Here is a 26,385-nt window from a genome sequence, read left to right on the forward strand (position 1 = left end):
CGTCGCCAACCAGAATGTTAGCGCAACCATTGGAGTCTATTATCGAATGGGCAAGGAGTCAAACGTGGCTCGAAAAAGAAAAAGGCCAGTCCCGCGTGTGCGGAACCGGCCTTGTTGTCAGTGCAGAGGAAAGCTTAAGCGGCGACGCCCGCCTCGTGCGCCTGCTGGTCGGCGTGGTACGAGGAACGCACCATCGCGCCCACGGCGGCGTGCACGAAGCCCATCTCGTAGGCCTTCTCTTCGAACATCTTGAAAGTGTCCGGGTGCACGTAGCGGCGCACCGGCAGGTGCGAGTTCGACGGCGCCAGGTACTGGCCGATGGTCAGCATGTCGATGTCGTGCTCGCGCATGTCGCGCATGACTTCCAGGATCTCTTCGTCGGTCTCACCCAGGCCCACCATCAGGCCGGATTTGGTGACCGCGTTCGGGTACATCTTCTTGAAGTCGCGCAGCAGCACCAGCGAGTGCTTGTAGTCGGCGCCCGGGCGCGCTTCCTTGTACAGGCGCGGCACGGTTTCCAGGTTGTGGTTCATCACGTCCGGCAGGCCGCCGGCGAAGATGTTCAGGGCCTTTTCCAGGCGACCGCGGAAGTCCGGCACCAGCACTTCGATCTTGGTGTTCGGCGACAGAGCGCGCGTCTTGGTGATGCACTCGACGAAGTGGCCGGCGCCGCCGTCACGCAGGTCGTCGCGGTCGACCGAGGTGATCACCACGTAGGACAGGCGCAGGTCGGCGATGGTCTTGGCCAGGTTGCCCGGCTCGTTCACGTCGAGCGGATCCGGACGGCCGTGGCCGACGTCGCAGAACGGGCAGCGGCGGGTGCACTTGTCGCCCATGATCATGAAGGTCGCAGTGCCCTTGCCGAAGCATTCGCCGATGTTCGGGCAGCTGGCTTCTTCGCACACCGTCACCAGATTGTTCGCGCGCAGGATGTCCTTGATCTCGTAGAAGCGCGAGGAGGCGGTGGCGGCCTTCACGCGGATCCAGTCCGGCTTTTTCAGGCGCTCGGCGTCGGCGATCGGGACGATCTTGATCGGGATGCGCGAGGTCTTGCTGGCGCCCTTCTGCTTTTCGGTGGCGTCGTAAGTAGCAGGGGCAGTACCGGTGTTGGTATCTAGGGTCATTTGGCTCGAGCCCTGGCGGGCTTCCATTCAGAGGTTGTTCGTTGCTGGACGGCCAGTCAGGCCTCGGTTGCTTCAACCGTAACCAGTTGGCGCACCAATTCCTGCGCCAGCGCCTGCTGGACATCCGCCAGCGGGGCGTCCACGCCCATCGTGCGCATGTCGACCGTGGCCAGCCCGGAGTATCCGCACGGGTTGATCCACGTGAACGGGGCCAGGTCCATCGCCACGTTCAGCGAAACGCCATGGTAGGTGCAGCCGTTGCCGCGCACCTTCAGGCCGAGGGCGGCGATCTTCGCGCCCTTGCGCGGTCCGTCCGCCATGTAGATGCCGGGCGCCCCGGCAACGCGCTCGCCCGCAAGATTATACGCCGCCAGCACCTCGATGACCGCCTGTTCGATTTTTGCCACAAACTGACGGGCGTACAGCTTGCCGCCCGGCTTGTTACGGCGCAGGTCCATCAGCAGGTAGATCACGACCTGGCCGGGACCGTGGTAAGTCACCTCGCCGCCGCGGTCGGTCTGGATCACGGGAATATCGTGGGGCGCGAGCACGTGAGCGCGATCGGCGCCCAGGCCCAGCGTATAGACAGGGGGATGTTCGACGATCCACAGCTCGTCCCGCGTCTCGGGCGTACGCGCGTCGGTAAAGGCGCGCATCGCGGCGAAAGTCGGTTCGTAGTCGGCGCGGCCAAGCTCGCGGATCAGCGGCGGGGCGGGACGGTTAGCGGACATGAGGGTATAGGGCGGGAATATGGACAGCCCTGGCATTATAAGCCAGCGTGAGGCCTTGTGCCCGCCGGCTGTCGGTTTTCCGCCGGCCTCAGAGGACCATTTTCACCATGGGGTGCGAGGACAGGGCGCGATAGACGTCGTCCAGCATCTCGCGGCTGGTGGCGCGGATGGTAACGGTGAGGCCGGTGTAGTTGCCCTTTGCGGATGGACGGCTTTGCACCTTGCCAGCATGGAAAGTCGGATCCAGCTTCATGATGACCTCGACGATCGTCGGCGCGAAGTCGACGTGCGTGGCGCCCATCACCTTGATCGGGAAGTCGCTCGGGTATTCGATGAGGGATTCTTTGGGGTCCATGGTATTTGTCCTGTGCAAAGCGGCATTGTAGCCAATCCAATATGGTGCTGCACTGACGAAAAAAAAGGCCGGCGCTGTGGCCGGCCTGAACTATCTCTTTTTTTGAGAAATAGCGGGACATTCGGGCCGCTCGGAGCAGCCGTGCTGCCTGCGAGCGAGTGATGCCACTTTATCCAGCCGCCGTCCACGGCGCGAGCGGAATGTGACGAACTGCAGTTTGCGGCGACAGGCGACGCAAACGGCGGTGTAGTCAGCGAATCATCTCGCGTGGACGGGCGCCGCCATCCACGTTGTCTCCGCGGTGTTCCATCCGGCCACGTCCCGGCGGCGGGCCGGAGGGCGCCGGAGCGGGAGCCGGGGCGGCCATCGGCGCCGGCGCAGCCATCGGGCGCGGCGGCGGCGCGAAGGACTGCGGCGGCGGAGCGCTTGGTGCTGGCGGAGGCGCCTGCACGGCCGGCTGCGGCATCGCCGCCATCGGCTGCGAACGCTCGCGGCGGCCTTCGAATCGCTCGCCACGGTCGAGGCCGCGGCTGCTGCGATCCCAGCGGTCGGCACGGTCGGCGCGTTCCTCGTCGCGTCCGGGGCGCGACCAAGGCTGCGGACGAACCGGCTGCTGCACCACGGCCGGCGCCGGCGGCGACGTCGTGATGGCTCCCGGCTGGAACGGTACCTGGCCCGGCGTCGGGGCAGTCGTCAGCACCGGCGGGCGCTGGCCGCGGTCATTGCGGTCGAAGCGATCGCCGCGGCGGCTGTCACGATCAACGCGGTTCGGAATGCCGTCGCCGTCACGATCCCCATCGACACGGTTGACAATGCCGTCGCCGTCGCGGTCCCGGTCGAAGCGATCCGGGATACCGTCGCGGTCCGTGTCGCGGCGCGCGGTCGACCGATCGCGCCAGCCCTGCGGCGGAGGTGGCGCCGCGCCCGGCGTGGTCGGCAGCGCTTGCGGCGGCGTCGCGCGTGGCGCGTTCGGCACCACGATCGGGCCACGCTGGCCGAAATTCGCGTGCGGGACCACGGTCAGGCCGTCGCGGCGGCGGTAATCAGGCTTACCGTCATGATTACGGTCGCGGCGGTCACGCCAGGTCCAGCTGTTCAGGCGACGCAAACGATCATCCGACAAGCGGTAATGCGGCACGTAGTGATCGCGCGGTCCCAGCGGATACCAGCCGGTGGCCGGACGCGAGCCGTGATGGTTGAAGTTCACGCTCCAGCCGCTGCCGCCAACCCAGCCCACCAGCGCCGGCGACCACACCGGACGGCGATCGATCCGTCCCGGCGCCCAGGCCCAGCGGTTGCGCACCTGCACCCAGCGGCCGTAGTGGAAGGGCGCATAGCCCCAGGGCGCGTTGTCGACCCAGGTCCAGCCCCAGGGAGCGATCCAGGTCCAGCGGCCGTCGCGGTAGGGCACCCAGCTGGTGGACACGGAAGGAATCCACAGCGGGCCGTATTCGAGGTCTTCCTGCCAGGTGCCGTGGCGGTCCAGTTCTTCGTAGCCCGTCATGTCGGTGGTGACGTAGCGCGCCGAGCGCGAGCCATCGATCTGGCGGTCGCGATCGAGCGCCCAGTCATCGAAGGCGTCGCGGCGCGCCTGCAGCGTGCGCACATCGTCGTCGCGCAGTTCGGCGCTGCGGCCGGCGCGGATGGTCAGGCTGGCGCCGCCGCCGTCGACCTGGGCTTCGCCGTCGAACACGCTGACCACGCTGGTGTCGCGCACGCGCTCGGCGTCCACGCGCAGGCGGCCGGGACGCAGCATGCGTACGCGGCCCTGGGGCGTGGTCAGCTCGAACTCGGGCAGCACGTCCTCGCTCAGGATGCGGATGCTGGCGCTGCCGTAGTGCAGGCGCAGGCGCACGCTGTCGTCATCGAGTTCCGTTACTTCCAGCGAGCTGTCGCCGTCGATGCGGATCGCGGTCGAGCCGATGCGCACCTCGGTGCGGCCGTTCGGCTCGGTGGTGATCAGGTTGCGCGTGGTGACCGGCCAGTTGACCAGGGCCTCGCTGGCGGTGTCGCCGACGTCGCCGGTGATGCTGACCTTGCCCTGGGTGAGCGACACGCGGCCGACGCGCCCCGGGGGCTCCGTCTCAAGCGTGTCCTGTGCCAGGGCGGCAGTGGATAAAGCCGTGAGCGCGAGCATCACGGCGGTCTGGGCGAATCGCTTGTTCATGGAAGGCTCCGCAAATGGGGACGAAGGACGGCTACCTGATTACAACGCACGAGTGCCTGCAGGGAATACTCAACTTACAGAAAGTTGCAAAGCTGTGTTAACGGACACAGCAGGATACATGACTCAGGCGCGGTGGCTTGGCTGCACCAGGAACAGAAGCGAGCCCATCAGCACCAGCACGGCGCCGAAGATGCGGTTCTGGAGCTTCACGGCGCGCACGTCGCGGAAGAAGCGCTGCATCGACGAGGCCAGCGCGGCGTAGCCGTGCATGACGGTCGAATCGATCACCACCATGGTCACGCCCAGGATGGCCAGCTGCGGCAGCAGCGGCGCTTTCTGGTTGATGAAGCTCGGCAGCACCGCGACCATGAAGATGATGCCCTTGGGATTGGTGGCGTTCGTCAGGAAGCCGGTCATCACGCGCTTGCGAAAGCTCGGGTGGGCCGCCAGGCCGGCCGTATCCACGGGGCCGACTTCAGCCTTGGCCCGCCATTGGCCGATGCCGAGATAAATCAGGTACAGCGCGCCGACGATCTTCACGATGGTGAAGGCCAGCGAGGAGGCGAGCAGCAGCGAACCGACGCCGGCGCCAGCGATGATCAGGACCAGGATCAGGCCGATCTGCAGGCCCAGCACGGTGGCGCTGGCTTTCTTCAACCCGTAGGCGAGGCCGTGCGACATCGACAGGACGGCGCCGGAGCCGGGCGAAATGGCGATCAGCGTACCGGCGATGACGAAGGCGATCCAGGTAGAGAAGAGCATGCTGCCGCGGGAAATGGGGAAGAGGGGAAAGGAGGGTAGCGCAAAATGGGCCAGCGCGCGCGTCCGGGCGGGCCGGAGCGCGGCGCGGGGCCTGGGTACTGCTTACTTCTTCTTCGGGTTGACGGCTGCTTTCAGCGTCGCACCGGCAGCGAAGCGCGGGGTCTTCGATGCAGCGATCTTGATGACATCGCCGGTTGCCGGGTTGCGGCCCTTGCGTGCAGCGCGCTTGGTGACCGAGAAGGTGCCGAAGCCGGTGATACCGACGGTGTCACCTTTCTTCAGGCGTTCGGTGATGATCTCGATGATCGTGTTGACGGCGGTGTTGGCAGCCGCGCCCGACAGTTCGGTACGCTTCGCGAATTCCGCGATCAGTTCGCCTTTTTTCATAAGTCCCTCCGGGGTTAAAAGAGCGGGAAGATTAGCATAAATATTGCTGTATGTAATCTCGCCCCGGAGGCGAAGCGAAGCGCAGGGTCAGGCGAGGCTGCTTTCGACGCTCGGCGCGGCCAGGCGATGGCGCAGCGCGGCGTTGATCAGGGTCTGGTAACCGGTGCCGCAGCGCTCCGACAGATTGCGGAATTCATTCAGGACTTCGTCGTCGAGGTAGATCGTGATGCGGGTCTTGCGCTTCGGCGGGCGGGCACGGCGTGCAGGTGCTGCGGCGATCGGTGCTGCTTGCATGGTCGATTCGGTGTTCATGGCGTCTCCTTCGGTGGCGAGGCTGCAGTACCGCAGCCAACAGCCTTGCACTATACGTACGCGAGGGACAGGATGCCCGGCAAAAGCGACGAGATGCAGATTTGCGCGACTGGAATGCAAAAAGCCGCGCTGAACCGTGTGACTGGCCTCTGTGGCTCAGGTAAGATGTGGCGAACTTGACATGATTGGAGTGTGACCAATGGCTGCAGGCAGTTTGCTGGCATTACTGGACGATATTGCAACGATCCTCGACGACGTTGCGGCGATGAGCAAGGTGGCGGCGAAGAAGACCGCCGGCGTGCTCGGCGACGATCTGGCGCTCAATGCCCAGCAGGTGACCGGGGTGAATGCCGACCGTGAACTGCCGGTGGTGTGGGCGGTGGCCAAGGGCTCGTTCAAGAACAAGGCGATCCTGGTGCCGGCCGCGTTGGCAATCTCGGCCTTTGTACCCTGGCTGATCACCCCGCTGCTGGTGATCGGCGGTGCCTTCCTGTGCTACGAGGGTTTCGAGAAGCTCGCCCACAAATTCCTGCACAGCAAGGAAGAAGACGCGCAGCACCACGCGGAGCTGACCGCCGCACTGGCCAACCCGGCCGTCGACATGTGTGCGATGGAGAAGGAAAAGATCAAGGGCGCCGTGCGCACCGACTTCATCCTGTCCGCGGAAATCATCGTCATCGCCCTCGGCACCGTCGAGAACGCGCCGTTCAGCCAGCAGGTGCTGGTGCTGGTGTCGATCGCGCTCCTGATGACAATCGGCGTGTATGGCCTGGTGGCCGCCATCGTCAAGATGGACGACGCCGGCCTGGCGCTGAGCCAGAAGGCCAGCGGCCTGGCGCGCGGTACCGGCAAGCTGCTGCTGGCCACCGCGCCGAAGCTGATGAAATTCCTGTCGGTGGTCGGCACCGCCGCCATGTTCATGGTCGGCGGCGGCATCATCGCCCACGCCTGGGAGCCGCTGCATCACTTTTCGGAAGGAGCGGCGCACACGATGGCCGGCGTGCCGGGTGTCGGCGGCGTGCTGGCGGCGATCACCCCGACAGTGGTCGATGCGCTCGCCGGCGTGCTCGTCGGCGCCATCGTGCTGGCGGTGGTCACTGTCGTGCAGCGCCTGCGCGGTAAAAAAGCTCACTGATCGGTAGGGTGGGCAGGTTTCCTGCCCACGCGGTCAACAGACGGCACGATCATCGAGCGCGGGTTTCAAGCACCAACCATCACCGCGTGGGCGGAAATCCGCCACCCTACGCCGCGGCCGCGTGCCTCAAGCGCACGGCGGCCAGGCCATCGCGCACCGCCCATCCCAACGCTCCCAGCGCCATCGCACTCAAGAGCCAGCTCGCCCAGCCATGATCGACCGGCGCCAACCCGGTCGGCAGCCCATGCCAGGCCAGCAGCGCCTGTCCGGTCAGCGTGTACAGGATGCCCAGGTTCATGAACAGGAACAGGTGCAGGAAGCGCTCGCTGGCGGGGAGCTGCCGCACATCGCCCTCGACCACCACGTCACGCGCCGACACCAGCAGTTCTGCCCCGAACAGCGCCACGATCCACCACACGGCCGCCCCATGCCACTCGAACCAGGCGAGCGCGGCGAACAGCGCGGCGAACAGGAATTCGCGCGCACTGTGCAGGCGCTCTTCGGAAACGCATTCAGGCCGCGCCGGCAGTTTCGACAGCCATTCGTGGTTGATGAGCACGTCCAGGAAGCCGATCACGCCATGCAAAATTAACGCATAGACATAGGGCGGCACGTTTTTTCTGCCTGCTCTAGACTAGCTGCGACGGATTAGCGCGGCGCCCGCTGCCAGCCCGAGCGCAAAGCCGGCGTACACGATTGCCAGCGAGGGCTTGGACAGGTGCTTCTCGTAGCCCGGGTGCAGGCGCTTGGGCGTCAGCTTGTAGTCGGCGAAGCAGGCAAAGGCCGAGGTGGCCGCGGCCGCCGTCAGGTAGCCGACCGGGGTCTTGCGATCGAGATACTTGCCGGCGAAGCGCTCGAACAGGATCGACCAGAAGGTTGCGCTGGCGTGGTGGATCAGGTAGCCCGGAACGGTGTAGCGCATGGACGGACCGCTGTGGCGCGCCGCCTTGTCGCCGTAGATCCAGTGGCTGACCGCATTGGTGGGCGCGTAGGCGCTGCCGACTTCCTTCTTGCCGAGCGCCGCCAGCGCCACCGTCGACAGGATGCTGGATGCGGCGCCAGAGACGAGGCCGCGCTGTAGTGCCGTGTTCCAGGTTTGCATGACGAGTCCTTTTGATTAACTGTAGATGCATGGAAGGAAGCATGGATGCGGATCTTGCTGACGGGAGCCAGCGGTTTCATCGGACAACACCTGCTGCAGGCACTGCTGGCCGAAGGCCACCATGTCGTGTGCGCGGTGCGCCGGCCCAGAACCAGCCCGGAACCGCGCCTCACCTACATCCATGCGGACTTCGCCAACGATACCGATAAATCGGTCTGGCTGGCGCGCATGAACGAGATCGGCGGAGTCGATGTCGTCATCAACACGGTGGGCATCTTCCGCGAATCCGGCAGCCAGACCTTCGCGCGCCTGCACGTCGAGACGCCGCGCGCGCTGTTCGCCGCCTGCGCCGAATCGCACGAGGTGCAGATGGTGATCCAGCTGTCGGCGCTGGGCGCGGACCGCGAGGCCGATACCGCCTACCACCTGTCCAAGCGCGCGGCCGACGACTACCTGGCTTCGCTCCCGCTGCGCGCCTACATCGTGCAGCCTTCGCTGGTCTATGGCAGCGAGGGCGCAAGCAGCACGGTGTTCCGCACCCTGGCCAGCATGCCGCTCGCCGTACGCTTCGGCAGCGCGCCGCAGCTGGTGCAGCCGATCCACATCGATGACCTGGTCGCTGCGATGGTGGGCCTGTTGAAGCACCGCCTGCCGCTTCAGCCGGGCAGCACCGCGCTGCGCGTGCCCCTGGTCGGGCCGCAGGCGATGCCGTTTACCGATTACCTGCAGGCGCTGCGCACGGCCATGGGCATGGGGCGCCAGCCGGTACTGCAGCTGCCCGGCGCGCTGGCGCGCCTGATGGCCAAGTTCGGACGGGTGCTGCCGAGCGGCCTGCTGGACGAAGACGCGCTGCGCATGCTCGACCGCGGCAACGCCGGCGACCCGTCCATGACGACCCGGCTGCTCGGCCACGCGCCGCGGCCGGTCCAGGACTTCATCCGCGCGCCAGGCGCCGAGCGCAGCCGCGCGAAACTCGGCTGGCTCCTGCCCATCCTGCGTCTGTCCATCGTGGCGGTGTGGATCATCACCGCGATCGTGTCCTATGGGCTGTACCCGGTCGAGGCCAGCTACGAGCTCTTGGGGCGCACCGGCATTCCCGCCGAACTGCAGCCGCTGATGCTGTACGGCGCCGCCACCTTCGACCTGGCGCTCGGCCTGGGCATTCTTTTCCTGAAGAAGCGGCGCTGGCTGTGGCTGGCGCAGCTCGGGCTGATCGGCTTCTACACTGTCGTCATCGCGATCAAGCTGCCGGAATTCCTGCTGCATCCCTATGGGCCGCTCACCAAGAACCTGCCCATGCTGGCAGCTATCTGGCTGCTCTACGAACTGGAGAAAGAATAGATGGAATACGTCGTCATCAAGTGGCTCCACATCCTGTCCTCGACCTTCCTGTTCGGCACCGGCATCGGGTCGGCCTGGTACATGCTGTTCGCGAACGTCAGCCGCGACGTGCGGGCGATCGCCGTGGTGGCGAAGTACGTGGTGGTGGCCGACTGGCTGTTCACGGCCACCACCGCCATCCTGCAGCCGGCCACTGGCTTCTACATGATCCACCTGGCGGGCTACCCGCTGCACAGCAAGTGGATCATGTGGTCGATCGCGCTGTACGTGCTGGCCGGCGCCTGCTGGCTGCCGGTAGTGTGGCTGCAGATCCGCATGCGCGACATCGCCCAGGAGGCCGCGCGCACCAATACCAAACTCACGCCGCAGTACTGGCGCTACTTCCGCATCTGGGTCACGCTCGGCGTGCCGGCCTTTATCGCCTTCGTGGTGATCTTCTGGCTGATGGTGGCCAAGCCGATGTGACCCGCACCACCCATTGACTCAAGGAGCACTCATGAAGGCTTACCAGATTCTCCCCGGCGCGAACATCGACGGGCTGCAATGCATCGACTACCCCGACCGCAAGCTGGGACACGGCGAAGTGCGTATCCGCGTGCACGCCGTGTCGCTGAACTACCGCGACCTGATGGTCGCCAGCGGCAACTACCTCGTTACCGTGGACGACCCCATCATCCCGTGCTCGGACGGCGCCGGCGAAGTGCTGGAGCTCGGCCCGGGCGTCACCCGCGTGCAGGTCGGCGACCGCGTCGCCGGTTCCTTCTTCCCGTTCTGGCAGGACGGCATGACTTCGCCCGAGAAGATCCGCCACGCGTTGGGCGGCGACATCGACGGCATGCTGGCCGAAGAGGTGGTGCTGCACGAGGATGCGCTGGCGAAGATCCCGGCTTCCCTGAGCTTCGTCGAAGCCTCGACCATGCCCTGCGCCGGCGTCACTGCCTGGAATGCGATCTTCGTATCCAGCAATGGGGTCAAGCCGGGCGACACCGTACTGCTGCTCGGGACCGGCGGCGTGTCGGTGCTCGGCATGCAGCTGGCCAAGGCCGCCGGCCTGCGCACCATCATCACCTCGTCGAGCGACGAGAAGCTGCAGCGCGCGCGCGAGCTGGGCGCCCACCACACCATCAATTACCGGGCCATCCCCGAGTGGCACGAAGAAGTGCTGGCCATGACCCAGGGCAGGGGTGCGAACGTGGTGCTGGAAGTGGGCGGCAAGGGCACGGTCAACCGCTCGGTGTCGGCGGCGGCGATGGGCGGCACGGTGGCGATCATCGGCGGCGTCAGCGGCTTCGGCGGCGAAGTGAACCCGGCGGCGCTGCTGGCCACGGCCAAGCGCATGGTCGGCATTTTCGTCGGTAGCCGCGGCATGCTGGAAGACGTGATGCGCTTCGCCGACACCACCGGCCTGAAGCCCGTGATCGACCGCGTGTTCCCGTTCGCCCAGGCGCAGGACGCCTACCGCTACATGGAATCGGGCTCGCACTTCGGCAAGGTCGTGATCGACGTCACCGCCCAGGCTTGATCAGCGCTTCTGCGGCACCAGTTCGATCTCGTACAGCTTGGGCCACAGCTTTCCGGTGACGAAGAGGCGCTTGCCCTTGCTGTCCCAGGCGATGCCGTTCAGGACCGCGTCCTGATCCAGGGTGCCGCGCTGCGCAGGGGGCAGCAGGCCCTCGAGGTTGATCACGCCTTTCACGCTGCCGTCCTGCGGATCGATGCGGACAATCAGGTCGGTGCCCCAGATGTTGGAGAACAGTTCGCCATTGACCATCTCGAGCTCGTTCAACTGGGCGATCGGTTTGCCCTGGTGCGTCACCTGGATCCGGCGCACTTCCTTCAGGGTTTTGGGTTCGAGGATGCGGATGAAGGAACTGCCGTCGCTCATGTAGACCTGCTTCGCATCGCTGGCCAGGCCCCAGCCCTCGCCGACGTACTTGAAGCTGCGTTTCAGCTTGAAGGTCTTGATGTCGTAGACGTAGCCCACCTGCGAGGTCCAGGTAAGGGCGACGATCTCGTTGCCCACCGGGGTCGAACCTTCGCCGAAGACGTCCGCCGGCAGGTCCATCTGCTGCAGCACCTTGCCGCTGGCCAGCTCCACCCGGCGCAGCCAGGAACTGCCGTTGCGGCCCGTGGTTTCGTACAGGTGGCCGTCGCGGAAGGACAGGCCCTGGGTGAAGGCCTTCGGATCGTGCGGGTAGGTGTTCTTCACGACGAAGCCGTAGATCGGGACTGCCGCCTGGGCGGTACTGGCGATGACGGCGGTGGCGGCGAAGGTGGCGAGTGGTTTCAGCATGCAGAAACTGTAGCACGATCACCGCGTGGGCGGGAAACCGTAATCTGGTCCACTGGACCAGATTACCCCTACTAGAACAGCGACAAATTCGGCGACGGCTCGGGCGCCTTCTTCACCGTCTGCGGCGCCGCCCAGGTCTTCATCCGGTCCGCCGGATAATGGCGCAGGAAGCTGCGCGCCGTCTCCACGTCGCGGCAGGCCAGCCAGTCCTCGAGTTCGTCCGGCCCGATCACCACCAGCGAGCGCTTCTCGTCGTCCGGCTTGTGCATGCGCGACATCAAGGGATGCGTGTCGGCGTTGATCGTGAGCTGGGTGAACGAGGACTCGACCCGGCCATCGGCCTCGGTCCATTCGCGCCACAGGCCGGCGACGAAAAAGGGGCTGTCATCGTGCATGCCGATCGCGTGCCGCAGCGCGCGGCCGCTTTCGTAGCAGGGCTCGTAGAACCAGGTCATCGGCACCGCACACAGCTGCAGGCGGCGCCAGGCCGGGGCGAACGAGCGCCGCTCGCCCAGCGATTCGGCGCGCGCGTTCATGGTGTCGAAGGGCTTCACGCCAGGCGGGATGTGCCGGCGCGGCACCATGCCGTAGCTGGCCAGGCAGACCGAGGGGCTGCCGTCGCGGCCGCGGCGGACGATGGGCGCGCTGTAGTCCTTCCAGACCTCATCGGGCCAGCGCCAGTCGGCCGGCAGCTCGCTGAAGGCGCCGAGGCTGCCGAACTGCTCGCGGGTGGGGGAATGGTAGTTGACGCACATGGTCCGACAAGGATAGTGCAAGCGCTAGAAGTATGCCAGCAGGCGCCCGCAGGCGATCACTGCGATCCACAGGCCGAGCGACAGCAGGGCGTGCAGCATGGCCCTGGCGGGAGCGCGCTGCGGCCAGCCGTCGGCCTGGCGGTAGGGCCCCGCATGGAAGGCCAGCGCGTTCAGCCCGGCCACGCCGATCAGGCCCAGCTTGAGCAGGAACACCCGGTTGGCCAGCAGCGCCAGCGGATCGGCCACGAACAGCAGCAGCCCGGTAGGAACGACCAGCAGCATGCTGCCGGCCGACCAGGGCAGCAGATGGCGCGCCAGCGCCTTGACCGGCAGCTGGCGGCCGAAGCCGAGCACGCGCAGGTCGAACATGGTGACGGCCCCCACCAGCACGGCAAAACCGACGATGTGCAGCGTCTCGACGGCCGGGTACAGCCAGGCATGCTCGCGCATGGCCTGGGCCAGGGGCAGGGACGCGGCCAGCTTCGCCGCGTCAGGGAGCATCAGCGCAGCTCCGTGGTCTTGTCCTTGATGATGATGCGTTCGGCGCGCAGCTCGGTCGCGTTGCTGCGGTGTGGATAACCAACAACCGTCGCCTGGCCGCCCACCGCCAGGTTTTCCTTCGGCAGGCCGCGGTTTTCCATGCGGCTCGGCGGCGCCAGCACCACCATCCAGGTCTTGTCCGCCGTCTTCAGGCGCACGAAGCCGTGCGGCTGCAGGTAGCCGGACTCCTCGATGGTGCCGGACAGGGTGAGCGGCTTGTCGGCGTTGTATTCGCTCCAGCCGTGGTGGGCGGAAGCCGTCGTGGCCACCAGGGCGGCCAGCATAAACCAGCGTTTCATGGACACCTCCTGTTGAGGAAAAGGCAAATCATTCTACCCCTGTTTTTCAGGCGCGCAGCCGCCCGACGACTTCCAGGCGGTTCGGCTGCGGCCGCGCCACCACGATCTCGCCTTGCGCCACCAGCTCGCCCACCAGGGCGCGGATGTTGACGTCGTGGGTCACCAGCACCAGGTTGGTCTTGCCGGCTTCGCTGCCGAAGGCATTCACGCGGCCCAGTACTTCGCGCAGCTTGGCGCGTTTGGCGGCCTCGCCATCGTTGAACATGGAATCGAGCATCGGTGCTTCTTCCACCCGGCCGAAGGCCAGGCGGGCGGTGTCGAGGCAGCGGCACCAGCGGCTCGACAGCACCGCTCCCAGCGGAATGCCGCGCTCGCGGAAGGCGGCGCCGATCGCGTGTGCGTCGCGCCGGCCCTGTTCGGACAGGTTGCGCTGGGTGCTGCAGACGCCCAGGCGAAAACCGGGCGGATCGCCGATGCCGGGAATGGTGGCGGCATGGCGGATCAGGAGCACGTAGCCTCCCGACTGCAGGCGCTGCCACAGGTCGGCATCGAAAGCGAGCAGCGGCGCGCTCGCCAATGCTGCGGTCACTGCCAGAAAGCGTCGTCGAAGCATGCTCGCGTCTCCTTGGATCGGGCTGCAGGGATTATCCCGCCAGCGAGGCATGGACGAGCGCACGGATGAACGCTAAGCTTGCAGCATGACTACCCAGCGCCAGGCCCTCGTTGCCGACATTCCAGCCTTGTGGCAGCTGCGTACCCGCGCCATCCGGGTCAGCTGCGCTTCCCACTATTCCCAGGACATCATCGACACCTGGTGCGCCGCCGCGCCGCCCGAGAAGATGGCAGCGCTACTGGCGGCGGGTGGCGGGCTGCTGATGGAAGAAGGGGGGCAGCCGCTCGGCTTTGCCATCCTGAACCTGGAAACGGGCGAACTCGACGCGGCTTTCGTCGAGCCGGCGCAGCAGGGGCGCGGCATCGCACGCCAACTCCTGGCGGCGCTGGACGCGATGGCGATCGAACGCGGTTTCGACCGGCTGTTCCTGTCCGCCTCGCTCAACGCGGCGCCCTTCTACGAGCGCGCCGGCTACGTGGAACTGCGGCGCGAGATCTACCCGCACCGCAGCGGCATCCAGCTGGAGTCGGTGTTGATGGAAAAGACATTCCCATGTGTGCGACAGGAGGAAAGATGCAGCACATGATGTTCGGCGCCGCCCTGCTGGCAGCAAGCCTGGTCACTCCACTGGCCGCGGCTACGGAAGCCTGCCCGGACTACGCCGCCCAGCTGGCCGCCATGGTCGACGCGGAGCAGGGCCTGCGCAAGCGCATCGACTACCTCGATCCGGACAACCCGGCGCAACAGAAGCTGGACAGCAACACGCGCCTGGTCGAACGCGTCAATGACGAACGCTTCCAGGCGCTCCTGGCGCGCTGCGGCTGGCCGGCCCGCGTGGCGCATGGCGACACGGCCTTGAAGCACGCCTGGCTGCTGGTCGAACGTGGCGAACATCACCTCGCCTTGCAGAAGCAGGCGCTGGCGCTGGTCGAACAGGCGGCAGCAGCCGGCGGCGATGCCCCGGACGGACGCTTCGCCCAGCTGTACGACCGGGTGGCTGTGGCGGAAGGGCGTCCGCAGCATTACGGCACCCAGCTGGACACACCGCGTGACCAACCATGCGCCATTTTCTTCAAGCCCTTCGACAAGCTCGCGCTGGTCGAGGCGCGCCGGGCCCGGCTGGGCATGGGCAAACTGTACGACTACCTGGACAGTGTGAAGGAGATGCGCCGCTGCACCAGGGAGCCGCACTACGCGCCGCGGCCGGACACGCTTACACGAAAGTAAAGGTCAGCTCTTCCGGCAGGCGCGATTTCGGCAGGCCGGCATTGAAGTCGGCCTCCGAGTGGTAGCCGAAGCTCGCCAGCACCACGCTGGCCAGGCCCTGCTCATGCAGGCCGAATTCCTCGTCGAGGATCTTCTGGTCGAAGCCTTCCATCGGCGTCGCGTCGATGCCGAGCGAGGCTGCGCCCAGCAGGGCGGTGCCGAGCGCCAGGTAGACCTGCTTTTCCAGCCACTGCGGCATGTCGCGCGTGGTGTAGCGGTGCGTGCGCACGTAGCCGCGGCGGCCGGCATCCTGGCCGGCCCTGGCGGCATCGTCGCGGAAGCGGCCATCGCGCGCTTCCTGCGCCAGCAGGCGCTCCAGGTGGGCGTCGTCCATGTCGGTGCGCGAGCAGAACACGATCACGTGCGAGGCGTCCAGGATCTTGGCCGAGTTGTAGCCGTAGCCGCCCTGCGCCGCTTTCGCGACGCGCGCCTTGCCTTCCGGGGTGCTGGCGACGATGAAGTGCCAGGGCTGCGAGTTTACTGACGAGGGGCTGTGACGCAGCAGGCTGTAGACCTGCTGCATGAGTTCTTCGGGTACGCGGCGTGCGCTGTCGTAGGCCTTGGTGGTGTGGCGCTTGCGGGCTGTTGCGAGAATATCCATCCGTGTTGCTTCCTTGTTTGACTTAGAAATTTTCGAGAACGATCTTGCCGACCGCGCGGCCGCTTTCGATCAGGGCGTGCGCGCGGCGCAGGTTTTCCGCGTTGATACGGCCGAAGTGCTGGCCCAGCGTGGTGCGCAGGCTGCCTTCGTCGATCATTTGCGAGACGCGATTCAGGAGCGCGTGCTGCGCGATCATGTCCGGGGTCTCGAACATCGGCCGCGTGAACATCAGCTCCCAGTGCAGCGAGATCGACTTGCGCTTGAGCGGCACCGCATCCAGCGTGGCCGGGTCGTCGATCAGCGCGAACTGGCCCTGGGGCGCCAGCACGTCGATGATGGCGGCGTAGTGCTTGTCGGTGTGGGTCAGGCTGATGACGATGTCGACCGCCGGGATGCCAAGCGCTTCCAGCTGCGGGCGCAGCGGCTGCGCATGGTCGACGACGTGGTGGGCGCCGAGTTCCTGCACCCAGTTCCGGGTCTCTTCACGCGAGGCGGTGCCGATCACGGTAAGACCAGTCAGCTTGCGCGCCAGCTGCACCAGGATCGAGCCAACGCCACCGGCCGCGCCGATCACGAGCAGCGACTTGCCTTCTCCGCCGCCCTCCGCTACCTTGAGGCGGTCAAACAGCAGTTCCCAGGCGGTGATCGAAGTCAGGGGCAGGGCGGCCGACTGCGCGAAGTCGAGCGTAGCCGGCTTGCGGCCGACGATGCGCTCGTCCACGGTGTGGAACTCGCTGTTCGAGCCGGGACGCACCAGCGAACCGGCGTAGAAGACTTCGTCGCCTTCCTTGAACAGGGTGACGCTGCTGCCGACGCCGCGCACGATGCCGCTCGCGTCCCAGCCCAGCACGCGCGGCTCGGTGACCGGTGCACCGTTGCGAATCTTGGTGTCCACCGGATTCACCGACACGGCGCGCACCTCGACCAGCAGGTCGTGCGGGCCGGCCAGGGGCATCGGCAGCTCGGTCTCCTGCAGGGATCGCGGGTCGGCGATGGGGAGGCCGTGCTGGGTATACACTAGCGCTTTCATGTTGAATCTCCAGTAAGTTTTTCGCTTGACGTGGATTCTATGTAGCAGCGCCATCGGGAAAAACCCGGCTGGAGCGATTTCACTTTCACAGTTGGAGAGAAAATGATCAGGCTCGATGACCTGGCCCTGTTTGTCCGCACCGCCGCCCTGGGCAGCTTTTCGAAGGCCGCGCGCGAGGTCAACCTGCTGCCCGGCCAGGCCAGCGCGGCGATCGGGCGCCTCGAGCGCGAACTCGACATCCGCCTGTTCGCACGCTCCACCCGCAGCCTGCGCCTGACCGAGGAGGGCAGGCGCTACCTGCCCTTCGCGCAGGATGCCCTGCAAGCCCTGCGCGACGGTGTCGACGGCATCCGCGGCGACGTGAACTGCCTGACCGGCACCCTGCAGATCGCAGCGCCGTCGGACTTCGGGCGCAACCTGCTGCTGCCCTGGATCTCGGAGTTCCGCCGCGACCATCCGGGGCTCGACATCCAGCTGTCGGTGTCGGACCAGCTGACGGACGTGTTCCGCGATCCCGTCGACATCGCCCTGCGCTACGGCCAGATCGACGACGCCAGCTACGTCGCCCTGCCGGTGGCGCCCGCCAACCGGCGCGTGCTGGTGGCCTCCAGCGACTATATCGCGCGGCACGGACGCCCGGCCACGCTCGACGCGCTGCAGGACCACAACTGCCTGCAATACCGCCTGCGCGGCCGCACCTACGACCGCTGGTCCTTTATGCTGGCGGAAGGCCCGCGCCTGGTGCAGGTATCGGGACGCCTGGTGAGCGACGATGCCGAAGTGGTGCGGCGCTGGGCCGTGGCGGGCGAAGGCATCGCCTATAAATCCTGGCTCGACGTCAGCGCCGACGTGGCGGAACAGCGCCTGGAGGTGCTGCTGCCCGAGATCGCGGGCGAACCCACGCCGCTCAACCTGGTCTGCCCGCACCGCCGCCAGTTCTCGCCGGCGGTGAAGCTGCTGCACGCCCTGGTCGAGGAGCGCTGCCGGCCGCTGGAACGCCCTGTCTAGGCGGGCTCAATCATTTCGGCCGCCAGCGTGGCGACCAGTTCTCCCGCCGGCATGGCGCGCGCCTGGGCGAAGTTGGTGCCGCCCCAGTTGACCGAATAGTCCTGGCTGCCCTTGCCCGAGGCTGCAGCGTGCAGGGCCTTGGCGGCGTCGTAGGTGATCGGGTAGTCGGGCAGCGGCGGATGGCCTGCGGCCCCCACCTCGGTGAACAGCTCGTTGACGATGCCGCGCGCCGGCCTGCCGGAAATGACGGCGCTCATGGCCGTTTCCAGCGCGGCGCCATTGGCGATCAGGGCGCGGTGGTGCGGCGGCGCCGAGGATTCCGGACAGGCGATGAAGGCGCTGCCCATCTGGACCGCGCTGGCGCCGTGGTAGAAGGCGGTGCGGATCTGCTTGCCGTCCATGATGCCGCCGGCGGCCACCAGCGGCAGCGCCACCTTGCCAGAGAGCTGCTCGAGCAGCTCGAAGGTCGGCAGCGCCGGGTCGGGCTGCGTCGGATCGAAGATGCCGCGGTGTCCGCCCGCCTCGATGCCCTGGGCGACGATCACGTCGATGCCGGCCTGCTCGATACGCAGCGCCTCCTCGAGCGAGGTGGCGGTGGTGAACAGCACGATGCCGGCCGCCTTAAGCTGGTCGATCCAATCCTGCGGCGGCAGGCCGAAATGGAAACTGACCACGGCGGGACGCTGTTCCAGCAGCAGCGCGAGCATGGCCTCGTCGGCCAGGAAGCTGCGGTAGATTTCGCTGAGGCGCGATGGCGGTTCGGCGCCGAAGCGGGCAAAGTGTGGCCGCAGCCAATCCAGCCAGGCCGCCTCGCGCGCCGGGTCGGCCTGGGCCGGAGCGTGGGTGAACACGTTGACGTTGAAGGGACGCTGCGTCTTTTCGCGCACCGCCGCGATCGCGGCGCGCGCCCCTTCCGCATTCACGGTGCCGACGGCGATCGAGCCCAGCCCACCTGCCTCCGAGACGGCGGCCGCCAGCGCCGGGGTCGAGATGCCGGCCATCGGGGCCTGGATGATGGGATAGCGGATGTCCAGCTTCGACAGCAGGTCGTGGCGCATGATGCGGCTCCGGTTCGAGGTCCAGCCATGAGTATAGCCAGGCCGGCGGGCTTATGCTCCGCGGACCAGGAGATACGCCAGCACCAGCATCAGCGAGCCGGTGCAGGCTTCGATCACGCGCCACACCGAGGGCCGGCCGAGCACGGACGCGAAGCGCTGTGCGCCCAGGCCAAGCGCCGAGAACCACAGCACCGAGGCCGTCATCGCGCCCAGGGCAAACGAGGTGCGCGCCTCGCCCGCCAGGCTGCTGCCGACCGCACCCAGCAGCACCACGGTGTCGAGGTAGACATGGGGATTCAGCAGCGACAGCGCCAGCACGGTGGCCAGCGCACGCCCGAGCGTCATGCCCTTGTCCTGCGCCGACAGTGCGAGCGAGGCGCCTCCCTGCAGGCTGCTTTTCCAGCAGCGCCAGCCATACCAGACGAGGAACAGGGCGCCACCATAGCGCGCCACCGACATCAGGGTGGGCGATGCCTCCACCAGCGCACCCAGGCCGGAGATGCCGAGCGCGATCAGCACCACATCGACGACGATGCAGGTGGCCACCGTCGCCAGCACGTGCTGGCCGCGCACGCCGGTGCGGATCACGTGCGCGTTCTGTGCGCCGATAGCCATGATCAGGCTGGCGCCCAGGCCCAGCCCCTGCAGAAAAACCTGTTGCGAAAACATGATGCTCCTCACGAAAGTCACCATGCTCGTTCAACTCGCCCGTAAATTCAAATATATTCATGATTTCTCAACTTAGGTAAGAGAAACTGATGCAGATCGATCCCCGCCGCAGCGCCGCCTTCCTTGCCGCCGTCGATACCGGCAGCCTGGAGCTGGCGGCCGCCCAGCTTGCGCTCAGCCCCTCCGCCGTCTCGCAGCGCATCTCGGCGCTGGAGCAGGACTTCGGCACGCCGCTGCTGGTGCGCAGCCGGCCCTGCCGCCCGACCGGTCCCGGCACCCGCCTGCTGCAGTACCTGCGCCGCACCAGCCTGCTGGAATCCGAATTCCTGGCCGAGATGGGCATGGACGAGGGGTCGGTGCGAGTCGCGATCGCCGTCAACAACGACACCCTGGCCACCTGGCTGCTGCCGGTGCTGGCGCCGATCCTGGCGGCGGAAGAACTGCTGGTGGAATGCGTGCTCGACAACCAGGGCCACACCTTCGCGCTGCTGGAGCAGGGCCGGGTGGTGGCCTGCGTCGCCGGCGAAGCCACGTCCATGCACGGCTGTACCGTGAGTCCGCTGGGCCTGATGCGCTACCGGATGGTGGCGTCCAGGGACTTTGCCGCCCGCTGGTTCGCCGACGGCTTCAATCGCGAGACCGCAAGGCGCGCGCCGGTCGTGGTATTCGACCGCAAGGATTCGCTGCAGTCGGCCTTCCTGTTGCGACACTTCGGCCTGCCTGAGGGAGCCTACCCCTTCCACTACGTGCCGGCCAGCGACCCCTTCGTGGATGCGATCCGCATCGGCATGGGCTACGGCATGCTGCCGATGGAGCAGTGCGGCGCCATGCTGGACGACGGCAGCCTGGTCGACCTGGCGCCCGATCTATACGTGGATGTGCCGCTGTACTGGCACGCCTGGCGCGTGCAGCCGCCGCGGCTGGAGCGCATGGGTGCGGCCCTGGTGAAAGCGGCGCGCGACGTTCTTCTACAGGCCGAAGTACTCGCCCCGAAATAAATGTGTTTTTGGCTGCCATAACCGGCGCGCTGCTGCGTTGGCTCCTGCTTGCAGTGCTAGCACTGCGGCGCACTCGCCGCCTTGCATCACATCCGGTTCTGTTTGCCAAAACTCACATTTATTTCTTGTCGAGTACTTAGGAGCGCACCAGCTTCAGGCCAGGGCGGTTGCTGCGCCGAGCCGCGCGCGCCGGCGCCACCGGCCACCACTGGGCAACGCCCCACAGCAGTTCCGCGACCAGGAATAGCCAGACCACCGGCAGCCCGCCCTGGACCAGCGCCCACACCATCCAGGTCGCGAACAGGAAGCGCCCGGCGCCGTCGTAACGCCCGAGCGCCAGGCTAGGTTCCAGCAGGCGCCGCACGGACCACAGCAGCACCAGGTTGCCCATCAGGCAGGTGATCAGGATGTGGATATGGGCGAAGGGCGGCAGCGCCGCGCCGCCCAGATACATGTTCAATCGGGACAGCTGCAGGTAGAACAAGGCGAAGGTCCAGGGCGTGGCGAAAGGCGCGGCGACCAGGATGTCAAACAGGGCGCTGGTGCGCGTGATGCGCAGATAGGTGGGGAGGGTGACGGTCGGCATGGCGTGCTCCTGCGGCGTGAATGCGCATGCATGATGCTGGCACGGCTTGCCTGCAGGCTTCTTGCGATGGACGAAAAAAAGGGCCGGACGCCTGCACGTCCAGCCCCAAAGATGGAGAAGTTACGGTACGACTGGCTTAGCTGCCGATCCTGCCGCCGTCGTTCTTGGTGATCACGATGGTCGCCGAGCGCGGACGCTTGCCGGCGCCGTAGCCGGCGTTCGACGGCCACTGGCTGCTGTACTTGGTCGGATCCGCGATATTCGCGGACGACGTGGTTTCACCCGGGTGCTGGATGTTCACGAACAGCGCCTTGCCGTCCGGCGTCTCGGTGATGCCGGTGAGTTCGCAGCCGACCGGGCCCACCAGGAAGCGCTTGAGCGTATCCGCCGTGGCGGCCTTGCCGACGTAGGTGTCCACCGCCAGCGTCGTCCCGTTGGCGCGGGCGTGGTTCAGGGTCGTCTTCTTGCCATCGCCCACCTGGCCCGGCAGGCCGGCCAGCATCATGCAGTTGGTGACGTCGGTGTAGGCGCCGTCGTCGGTCTGGATCCAGCAGATGCCGGTCGAGGTGCTGAAGGCCAGGCCGTCCGGGCTCGAGAAGTCCTGGTCGGCGGTGAGGCCGGACAGGTTCACGGTGGCGGCGGCTGCGCCGGATTCGGCGCCAAACAGGTAGACGTCCCAGCTGAAGCTGCTGGAGCTCGAACCGGCAGTGCCTTCCTTGACGCGGATGATGTGGCCGTTCGGGTTGCCGACCTGCGCGGTCGTCCCCTTCATGTCGGTGTAGACGCGCGGGTTGGCGGCGTCCGGGGCGGCCTGGCTCGAACCGCTCGGCTCGACGCGGCGGTTGCTGTTGTTGGTCAGCGTGAAGTAGATCTCGCCGGTGGTCGGGTGCACCGAGCACCATTCCGGACGGTCCATCTTGGTCGCGCCCACGGCGTCGCCGGCCAGGCGGGCGTTGACCAGCACGTCGGCCTGGTCGGCGAACTTGTAGCCGGTGTAGGCTGCGATGGCCGGGTTGGAGATCGACAGCTCGATCCACTGGCCGCTGCCGTCGGCGTTGAACTTGGCCACATACAGCTTGCCGCTGTCGAGGTACTTGTCGCCGGTGGCGATACGGTCCGTCGGGGTGGCGTCGGCAGCGGCCCAGACGGCGCTGGAGACGAACTTGTAGATGTACTCGTTGCGCGAATCGTCGCCCATGTACACGGCCAGCGGCTGGCCCACGACCGGTTTGCCGAATACGGCGCTTTCGTGGGCGTAGCGGCCCAGCGCGGTGCGCTTCTTGATCGACTTGCTCTTGTCGTAGGCGTCCATCTCGACGATGTAGCCCATGCCGTTCATCTCGTTGCGGTAGTCGTCGCTGCCGTCGATCGAGGCGCCCTTGCGGCTGATGTTCCAGCGCTGGTATTTATCTTCCGTACCGCCGGTTTCCCAGCCGTGGCGCGAGGCCGCGCCCTGGTCGCGGCCATAGCGCTTGAGCGAGACCACGCTCTTGTCGTTGCCGCGCGCCGCGTCATCGGTGGCGGCGCGGGTGAAGTAGCCGGACCAGTTCTCTTCGCCCGACAGGTAGGTGTTCCACGGGGTGCGGCCGGTGCCGCAGTTGTTCAGGGTGCCGCGGATCCTGGTGCCGTTGGTCGAATACCTGGTCACCACCAGCGCGTTGCCGCGCACCGGGCCCGAGAGCTCGATATCGGTCTGCTGGTGCACGCGGCGGTTGAAGCTGGAATCCTTCTGGTAGGCCCACTTGCCGCCGCTCTGGCGCACTTCGACCACGGACAGGCCGTGCAGCGCCATCTCCTTGTCGACCTCGAGCGCCGGGCGCGGCAGGCTCTGGGTGCCGCCGTTGGCGTGCACGAAGTGCGAGGACAGCTTTTCGTCGGTGGTGGCTTCATGGTTCATCGCCAGCAGGCCGCGGTCGACCGCGCTGGTGGACGCAGTGCCGGTGCTCGAGAGCGGGAAGAATTCCATGCCGTCGTGGTGGTCGCCGGCGCGGTTTTCGAAATCGGTATCGGTGCCGTCGTTCTTGTAGGCGGCGGTATTCGCACTCAGCGGATCGCCCAGCGCGTACAGGACGGTGGCGGTGTAGCCGGCCGGGACAACCACGGTGTCGGCCAGGCTCTTGGACACGGCGCTGAAGCCGAGCAGCTTCTCGGCCGGCGGCGGCGGAGTGGTATTCACCGGCGGCGGCGAGGTAACGGTATCGTTGTCCGAACCACCGCAGCCGCTCAGGCCGACAACGCCCAGCAGGGCGGAAGCAGCCGTCGCCGCGCCGCCGCGCAGCAGGCTGCGGCGGCTCAGGCGGGCTTCGAGGACGGTGCTGAAATGTTCGTTCGACGAAACATTCGTATCGGTGTCATGGTCGACAGGGATGCGGAAGAGGTCGGTCGGCTTGTTCACAAGTAATCCTGTTGGTAGTGAGGAAAAGTCCGTGCATGGTAGGCAGCGAACATGACTTCCTTGTGACCATTCGATAACAGTTGTGTGACATCCACAATCCTGCGCCGTGTAACCAGCTGTACAGATATACTGCTAGAACCCAACAAGGAACCCACATGCAGGACCACCGCGGCGCCGTCCAGGCGCTCGACCCGGCCACCCTCGGCCACCAGTTGTTCGAAGCCAGTCCCGACTGCGTCAAGCTGCTCGATATCGATGGCCGCATTCTTGCCATGAACGGCAACGGCCTGCGCGTCATGGAGCTCGCCGGTATTGACGCCGTACGCGGCCAGCCCTGGAGCGCCCTGTGGCCGGAAGAATCCCGCGCCGGCGTCGAGGCGGCGCTGGCGGAGGCGCACAGCAGCGGCGTCGGGCGCCTGCGCGCGCCCTGTCCAACCGCGGGCGGTACCGTCAAATGGTGGGACGTCAGCGTCAGCCGCGTCGGCGACCAGGGCTTCCTGGCGAGCTCGCGCGACATCACCGAGCAGGTCCTGAGCGAACAGGAACGCACGGGCCTGATGCGCGAGCTGCGCGCCGCCAACCAGATGATGAAGGACGTGTTCCGCCAGGCGCCGGCCTTCATGTGCGTATTTACGGGGCCGGATCATGTGTTCGCCCTGGTCAACGACCGCTACATGCAGCTGGTCGGCGGGCGCACCTCGGTCGGCTTGCCGCTGCGGGTGGCGCTGCCGGAAATTGCCGGCCAGGGCTTCATCGAACTGCTCGATGGCGTGTACCGCAGCGGCGAAGCGGTATCCGGCACCGACGTTCCCGTGATGCTGCAGCGCCAGCCGGGCGGACCGCTCGAGCGCCGCTTCGTCGACCAGGTCTACATGCCGCTGCGCGACCCGGACGGCCGGGTCACCGGCATCCTGGTGCACGGCATCGACATCACCGACCGCAAGCTGGCCGAGATCGAGCTGTTCGAGAGCCGCGAGCGCTTCCAGAAGATCGTCAGCCAGGCCGCCACCGGCGTGGTGCAAATGGACACCGAGGGCCGCATCACCCTGGTCAACCAGAAGTACTGCGAGATGGTGGGACGGCTTGAGTCCGAACTGCTGGGCACCAGCGTGCTCGACGTGACCGCGCCGGAATCGGTGCCGGTGACGCTGGACGCGGTGCGCCTGCTGCGCGGTGGCGAGACGGGGGTGGTCATCGACAAGGAATACCTGCGGCCCGACGGTACGGTGATGCCGGCCACCAGCAGCGTGAACGCGCTGCGCGGCCCGGACGGCGAATTCCAGGGGCTGGTGGCGATCGTGGTCGACACCACCGAAAGCCGGCGCGCCGCCGAGAAGCTGCGCGCCAGCGAGGAACGCTACCGCACCCTGTTCGAATCGGTCGACCAGGGCTTCTGCATCTTCGAGATGATCTTCGACGAACAGGAGCGGCCGGTCGACTACCGCTTCCTCGAAATGAACAAGATGTTCGAGACCCATACCGGCCTGCGCGATGCGGTCGGCAAGACGGCGAAGGAGCTGATCCCGAACCTGGACGGCTACTGGTTCGACACCTATGGCAGGGTCGCCCAGACCGGGGAGCCGGTGCGTTTCGAGAACGAAGCGCCTTCGATGGGACGCTGGTTCGACGTCTACGCCACGCGTCTCGGGGGCCCGGATAGCCGCAGGGTGGCGCTGCTGTTCAGCGACATCACGGCGCGCAAGCAGTCGGAGGCGACCCTGGTCAAGCTGGCCAAGGACCTGGCCGAAGCCGACCAGCGCAAGACCGAATTCCTGGCCACGCTGGCGCACGAGCTGCGCAATCCGCTGGCGCCGATCCGCAGCGGCCTGTCGGTGATGCGCCTGAAGGGCGACAACGCCGCCTCGGTGGCGCGGGTGCGCGAGATGATGGAGCGCCAGGTCAGCCACATGGTGCACCTGATCGACGACCTGCTCGACATCGCCCGCATCAGCGGCGGCAAGCTCGAACTCAAGAAGGAGCGCGCCGACCTGCGCGGCGTGCTCTCGAGCGCCGTCGAAACCAGCCTGCCGCTGATCGAAACCGGCCGGCACGAACTGTCGGTGGACATGCCGGAGACTGAGGTGCCGGCCGAGGTCGACGTTACCCGCATCGCCCAGGTGGTCGCCAACCTGCTCAATAACGCGGCCAAGTACACACCGGCGGGCGGGCGCGTCGAGCTGTCACTGCGCATCGAGGAGCAGCAAGCCGTGATCAAGGTGACCGACAACGGCATCGGCATTCCCGAGGAAGAACTGTTATCGGTGTTCGAGATGTTCAGCCAGGTCGGGCACCACCTGGAGCGCGCGCAGGGCGGACTCGGGATCGGCCTGTCGCTGGTGCGCAGGCTGGTGGACATGCATGGCGGGACGGTATCGGCCGCCAGCGGCGGCGCCGGCGCCGGCAGCGTGTTCACCGTGCGCCTGCCGCTGGCCACTAGCGCCGGCGACGCGCAGCCGCAGGCCAGCGCGGACGCCGCCGGCAGCGCCCTCGAAGGCACCCGCATCCTGGTGGTGGACGACAACGTCGACGCCGCGACCACCCTGGCGATGATCCTGGAAGCCTGCGGCTACACGACGCAGGTGGCGCACGACGGCATGCAGGCGCTGGCGGCGGCCCGGGATTTCCGGCCGCAGGTGGCCTTCCTCGACATCGGCATGCCCGGGATGGACGGCTACGACACCGCGCGCGCAATGCGCCGGCTGGACGGCTTGGAAGAGATGACCCTGGTGGCGCTGACCGGCTGGGGTGCGGAGAGCGACCGCCGCAAGTCGAACGAAGCCGGCTTCAACCACCACCTGACCAAACCGGTGCAGCTGGACGTGGTGCAGGAACTGCTGGCCGGGCTCGCGCCCTGAACC

At 66.8% G+C, this 26,385-nt stretch carries 29 protein-coding genes; 9 read left to right on the forward strand and 20 right to left on the reverse strand.

The features are described from left to right. Positions 1–134: 134 nt before the first annotated feature. The 7 genes from lipA to LK539_RS13210 form a co-directional block, all read right to left on the reverse strand. A complete protein-coding gene (gene lipA / locus LK539_RS13180; RefSeq protein WP_227801378.1) occupies positions 135–1,124 on the reverse strand; it encodes a lipoyl synthase in 990 nt (329 codons plus the stop codon). 56 nt (positions 1,125–1,180) lie between these two features. Beyond that, positions 1,181–1,855, reverse strand: a complete 675-nt coding sequence (gene lipB / locus LK539_RS13185; protein ID WP_227801379.1) for a lipoyl(octanoyl) transferase LipB — start codon at positions 1,853–1,855, stop codon at positions 1,181–1,183. An 88-nt stretch (positions 1,856–1,943) separates the two neighbouring features. Next, entirely contained in the window at positions 1,944–2,210 is a 267-nt protein-coding gene (locus LK539_RS13190) for a DUF493 family protein (RefSeq protein WP_227801380.1), read from the reverse strand. Positions 2,211–2,460: 250 nt separating this feature from the next. Then, the gene (locus tag LK539_RS13195) at positions 2,461–4,377 is read right to left on the reverse strand and encodes a DUF6600 domain-containing protein (RefSeq protein ID WP_227801381.1); all 1,917 of its coding nucleotides are present in this window, start codon (positions 4,375–4,377) and stop codon (positions 2,461–2,463) included. A 123-nt stretch (positions 4,378–4,500) separates the two neighbouring features. Next, positions 4,501–5,139 (reverse strand): LysE family transporter, encoded by a 639-nt coding sequence (locus tag LK539_RS13200; protein ID WP_227801382.1) that lies wholly within the window; start codon positions 5,137–5,139, stop codon positions 4,501–4,503. Between the two features lie 102 nt (positions 5,140–5,241). Beyond that, positions 5,242–5,526, reverse strand: a complete 285-nt coding sequence (locus LK539_RS13205) for an HU family DNA-binding protein (protein ID WP_159699514.1) — start codon at positions 5,524–5,526, stop codon at positions 5,242–5,244. 87 nt (positions 5,527–5,613) lie between these two features. Further along, positions 5,614–5,838, reverse strand: coding sequence for a BrnA antitoxin family protein (locus LK539_RS13210; RefSeq protein ID WP_227801383.1), 225 nt, complete (start codon positions 5,836–5,838; stop codon positions 5,614–5,616). Positions 5,839–6,037: 199 nt separating this feature from the next. Here LK539_RS13210 and LK539_RS13215 point away from each other — a divergent pair, with 199 nt between their 5' ends. After that, positions 6,038–6,973, forward strand: coding sequence for a DUF808 domain-containing protein (locus LK539_RS13215; RefSeq protein WP_227801384.1), 936 nt, complete (start codon positions 6,038–6,040; stop codon positions 6,971–6,973). Positions 6,974–7,079: 106 nt separating this feature from the next. Here the strand turns inward: LK539_RS13215 and LK539_RS13220 are convergent, their stop codons facing one another. Together LK539_RS13220 and LK539_RS13225 are read right to left on the reverse strand one after the other, a co-directional pair. Then, positions 7,080–7,586: a hypothetical protein gene (locus tag LK539_RS13220; protein WP_227801385.1), complete on the reverse strand. Its 507-nt coding sequence runs from the start codon at positions 7,584–7,586 to the stop codon at positions 7,080–7,082. A gap of 21 nt (positions 7,587–7,607) precedes the next feature. Next, complete coding sequence (locus LK539_RS13225) at positions 7,608–8,075, reverse strand: hypothetical protein (RefSeq protein WP_227801386.1); 468 nt, start codon at positions 8,073–8,075, stop codon at positions 7,608–7,610. Positions 8,076–8,120: 45 nt separating this feature from the next. Here LK539_RS13225 and LK539_RS13230 point away from each other — a divergent pair, with 45 nt between their 5' ends. The 3 genes from LK539_RS13230 to LK539_RS13240 are packed head-to-tail and all read left to right on the forward strand — an operon-like array spanning position 8,121 to position 10,938. Beyond that, positions 8,121–9,416 carry an SDR family oxidoreductase gene (locus LK539_RS13230; RefSeq protein WP_227801387.1) on the forward strand — a complete coding sequence of 432 codons (1,296 nt, stop codon included), beginning with the start codon at positions 8,121–8,123 and terminating at the stop codon, positions 9,414–9,416. After that, the gene (locus tag LK539_RS13235; protein ID WP_227801388.1) at positions 9,417–9,881 is read left to right on the forward strand and encodes a DUF2269 domain-containing protein; all 465 of its coding nucleotides are present in this window, start codon (positions 9,417–9,419) and stop codon (positions 9,879–9,881) included. A 31-nt stretch (positions 9,882–9,912) separates the two neighbouring features. Then, positions 9,913–10,938, forward strand: a complete 1,026-nt coding sequence (locus tag LK539_RS13240; protein ID WP_227801389.1) for an NAD(P)-dependent alcohol dehydrogenase — start codon at positions 9,913–9,915, stop codon at positions 10,936–10,938. Here the strand turns inward: LK539_RS13240 and LK539_RS13245 are convergent, their stop codons facing one another. The 5 genes from LK539_RS13245 to LK539_RS13265 form a co-directional block, all read right to left on the reverse strand. Further along, positions 10,939–11,709 carry a glutaminyl-peptide cyclotransferase gene (locus tag LK539_RS13245; RefSeq protein ID WP_227801390.1) on the reverse strand — a complete coding sequence of 257 codons (771 nt, stop codon included), beginning with the start codon at positions 11,707–11,709 and terminating at the stop codon, positions 10,939–10,941. A 71-nt stretch (positions 11,710–11,780) separates the two neighbouring features. Continuing rightward, a complete protein-coding gene (locus LK539_RS13250; RefSeq protein WP_227801391.1) occupies positions 11,781–12,464 on the reverse strand; it encodes an SOS response-associated peptidase in 684 nt (227 codons plus the stop codon). Between the two features lie 24 nt (positions 12,465–12,488). Further along, complete coding sequence (locus tag LK539_RS13255; RefSeq protein WP_227801392.1) at positions 12,489–12,965, reverse strand: hypothetical protein; 477 nt, start codon at positions 12,963–12,965, stop codon at positions 12,489–12,491. Then, positions 12,965–13,303: a DUF6152 family protein gene (locus LK539_RS13260; protein WP_227801393.1), complete on the reverse strand. Its 339-nt coding sequence runs from the start codon at positions 13,301–13,303 to the stop codon at positions 12,965–12,967. Before LK539_RS13260 ends, LK539_RS13255 begins: the two co-directional genes overlap by 1 nt. A gap of 46 nt (positions 13,304–13,349) precedes the next feature. Beyond that, complete coding sequence (locus tag LK539_RS13265; protein ID WP_227801394.1) at positions 13,350–13,916, reverse strand: histidine phosphatase family protein; 567 nt, start codon at positions 13,914–13,916, stop codon at positions 13,350–13,352. An 85-nt stretch (positions 13,917–14,001) separates the two neighbouring features. Here LK539_RS13265 and LK539_RS13270 point away from each other — a divergent pair, with 85 nt between their 5' ends. Then, positions 14,002–14,502, forward strand: coding sequence for a GNAT family N-acetyltransferase (locus LK539_RS13270; protein WP_227801395.1), 501 nt, complete (start codon positions 14,002–14,004; stop codon positions 14,500–14,502). Further along, positions 14,490–15,143, forward strand: coding sequence for a DUF6624 domain-containing protein (locus LK539_RS13275; RefSeq protein ID WP_227801397.1), 654 nt, complete (start codon positions 14,490–14,492; stop codon positions 15,141–15,143). The genes LK539_RS13270 and LK539_RS13275 overlap by 13 nt, the downstream gene beginning before the upstream one ends. Here LK539_RS13275 and nfsB read toward each other — a convergent pair. Both nfsB and LK539_RS13285 read right to left on the reverse strand, forming a co-directional pair. After that, positions 15,130–15,783: an oxygen-insensitive NAD(P)H nitroreductase gene (gene nfsB / locus LK539_RS13280; RefSeq protein ID WP_227801398.1), complete on the reverse strand. Its 654-nt coding sequence runs from the start codon at positions 15,781–15,783 to the stop codon at positions 15,130–15,132. The two genes, LK539_RS13275 and nfsB, sit on opposite strands and share 14 nt — an antisense overlap. Positions 15,784–15,805: 22 nt before the next feature. Then, positions 15,806–16,813: a zinc-binding alcohol dehydrogenase family protein gene (locus LK539_RS13285; RefSeq protein WP_227801400.1), complete on the reverse strand. Its 1,008-nt coding sequence runs from the start codon at positions 16,811–16,813 to the stop codon at positions 15,806–15,808. Positions 16,814–16,915: 102 nt separating this feature from the next. Here LK539_RS13285 and LK539_RS13290 point away from each other — a divergent pair, with 102 nt between their 5' ends. Beyond that, entirely contained in the window at positions 16,916–17,821 is a 906-nt protein-coding gene (locus LK539_RS13290) for a LysR family transcriptional regulator (RefSeq protein ID WP_227801402.1), read from the forward strand. Here the strand turns inward: LK539_RS13290 and LK539_RS13295 are convergent. Both LK539_RS13295 and LK539_RS13300 read right to left on the reverse strand, forming a co-directional pair. Next, entirely contained in the window at positions 17,818–18,879 is a 1,062-nt protein-coding gene (locus LK539_RS13295) for a nitronate monooxygenase family protein (protein ID WP_227801404.1), read from the reverse strand. The genes LK539_RS13290 and LK539_RS13295 overlap by 4 nt on opposite strands. A 51-nt stretch (positions 18,880–18,930) precedes the next feature. After that, positions 18,931–19,548: a LysE/ArgO family amino acid transporter gene (locus tag LK539_RS13300; protein ID WP_227801406.1), complete on the reverse strand. Its 618-nt coding sequence runs from the start codon at positions 19,546–19,548 to the stop codon at positions 18,931–18,933. 89 nt (positions 19,549–19,637) lie between these two features. On the opposite strand from LK539_RS13300, the gene LK539_RS13305 reads away from it, so the two are divergent. Continuing rightward, a complete protein-coding gene (locus tag LK539_RS13305; RefSeq protein WP_227801407.1) occupies positions 19,638–20,546 on the forward strand; it encodes a LysR family transcriptional regulator ArgP in 909 nt (302 codons plus the stop codon). A gap of 136 nt (positions 20,547–20,682) precedes the next feature. On the opposite strand, the gene LK539_RS13310 is transcribed toward LK539_RS13305, so the two are convergent. Then, positions 20,683–21,132, reverse strand: a complete 450-nt coding sequence (locus LK539_RS13310; RefSeq protein WP_227801408.1) for a hypothetical protein — start codon at positions 21,130–21,132, stop codon at positions 20,683–20,685. A 136-nt stretch (positions 21,133–21,268) separates the two neighbouring features. Then, entirely contained in the window at positions 21,269–23,527 is a 2,259-nt protein-coding gene (locus tag LK539_RS13315; protein ID WP_227801410.1) for an alkaline phosphatase PhoX, read from the reverse strand. 155 nt (positions 23,528–23,682) lie between these two features. Between LK539_RS13315 and LK539_RS13320 the strand changes: the two genes are divergently transcribed. Further along, complete coding sequence (locus tag LK539_RS13320) at positions 23,683–26,382, forward strand: PAS domain-containing protein (protein ID WP_227801412.1); 2,700 nt, start codon at positions 23,683–23,685, stop codon at positions 26,380–26,382. Positions 26,383–26,385: the final 3 nt, after the last annotated feature.

The sequence above is a fragment of the Massilia sp. IC2-476 genome (assembly GCF_020707295.1).
Classification (GTDB): domain Bacteria; phylum Pseudomonadota; class Gammaproteobacteria; order Burkholderiales; family Burkholderiaceae_D; genus Telluria.